Genomic DNA, 1,677 nt, shown 5'->3' with positions numbered 1-1,677 from the left:
CGAAATGCCAAAGAGCTGCCGGGAAGCCCCCGAAGGATGGCCAGGGGGTCATGTCCAGCCTTCTCCCTCGTCAGAGACCTCCCTCTCCCGCCCCAGGTGCAGAATCCTTCCTCCCCGGATTCCCATCCCCCCCGGCACCGCGCATGCGGGAAGCCGATCCCCCAGATCCGCAAAAAGCTCATCCCAGAAGCCGATGACCTCCAACCTGCACGAGGCATCGACCAGACCGCTGCCGGGAGCACGGAGACGCGTCAAATCGCTACGCGCTCCTCATTTCTCGGCGTCCGACGGCCGCCTGTGGCTGGTAGCGCCCCAGATCGCTACGTGGCCCGGCACGTCTCAGCGTCAGACGACCGTCTCGGGCTGGTAAACGCGCCAGTTCGCTACATGGTCCGCACGTCTCAGCGTCCGACGGCCGTCTGGGGATCTGAGAGGGATGCAGACAGCGGTGGGGGTGGCATCTGGCGCCTATTTGGAGGGGACTTATGCCGCGGGTCCCGTGGTGTTGGTGCGTTGGCGACCTTCGAGTCGCTCGGTGAGGGCGTCGACGTGTCGAGCCAGGACGGACGTCGCCGCTTCTTGTCGGCGGTGGAGTGCGGCGGCGTCTTGACGCAAGCGGCGCAGACGCCCGCGCATCCGCAACCGCGTCTGCCATGGGTGCCACAGCACCCGGAGCAGGATGTGGGCTGTCGCCTGCCGATATTGCTCGCACTGCGTCATGAGTTCTTCGAGCGACTCCCCCAGGACTCCCTCCAGGCGGAGATCGATCAGTTTGATGACCTCGCATTGCAAGGCACGTTCTTCACTGCCTCCGGCAAAGTCCAAGACCCTGCGCGGAATACCGGCCGAGAGTGCGGCCACCACAAGATCTGAGATCGCTTCCCGCTGGACGCGCTCGGCGTCGCTGCCGTCCTCCAGGACCGCCGTCACGCCAAGTTCTCTCCGGCTGGGCACGATGTCGCGTATCCCGTCGCGCACGGCTGCGACGCGGAGGAGCTGTTGCATGACGGCTGCTCGTAGCTGTCGGCGTTCCTGGTTCCTGGAGAGGTAGTTGGTCACCGCCGCACCGACAACACCACCTGCCGTGGTGTATGCCAAATCCATCCATCCAGGCATGGAAACCGCCTCACTGTGCCGGGAGCAAGCACAAACGGTCCGAGCGTAAGCGGGCTGCCGAGCCCTCGGAAGATCTATGCCAGCCGAGGGCAAGGAACCGCCTCCCGGCCCCAGACGGTCTTCAGACGCCAAGACCTGCCAGGCCACGTAGCGATCCGTTGCGCTACCGGCCCCCGACGGTCGTCTGACGCTGAGACGTGCCGGGCCACGTAGCGACCTGTTGCGCTACCAGCCACAGGCGGCCGTCGGACGCCGAGAAATGAGGAGCGCGTAGCGATCTGAGGGCGCTGCCCGCTCCCGATGGTCCTGTCATTGACGTCGGGTGCGGGTTGGAGCCCCTCGGCTCCGGCGGTGGCTGCTTTGGCGGGTCTGGGGGCTCGGCTACCCGTATGCCCGGTGCCGGGGAGGGATGGGATCCGGGGAGGAAGGATTCTGCACCTGGGGCGGGAGAGTGAGGTCTCTGACAAGGGAGAAGGCTGGACATGACCCCCTGGCCATCCTTCGGGGGCTTCCCGGCAGCTCTTTGGCATTTCGGGTCGTGTCGGCCTGTCAAGGGTGGAG

The 1,677-nt window shown here is 66.0% G+C and carries 1 protein-coding gene; it reads right to left on the bottom strand.

The window, feature by feature from the left end; all coding sequences use genetic code 11:
* Window positions 1-483: 483 nt before the first annotated feature.
* A complete protein-coding gene (locus AB0953_RS35365) occupies window positions 484-1,104 on the bottom strand; it encodes a hypothetical protein (RefSeq protein ID WP_366863703.1) in 621 nt (206 codons plus the stop codon).
* Between the last annotated feature and the right edge of the window lie 573 nt (window positions 1,105-1,677).

Source organism: Streptomyces sp. NPDC046866 (genome assembly GCF_040704625.1).
Classification (GTDB): Bacteria; Actinomycetota; Actinomycetes; order Streptomycetales; family Streptomycetaceae; genus Streptomyces.
Note: the sequence above shows the minus strand (reverse complement) of the source record. Positions and strands in the feature narration are given on the sequence as shown.

Coding starts and splice junctions, on each gene's coding strand:
- AB0953_RS35365 (WP_366863703.1), bottom strand. CDS start 1,104: ATGGATTTGGCATACACCACGGCAGGTGGTGTTGTCGGTGCGGCGGTG.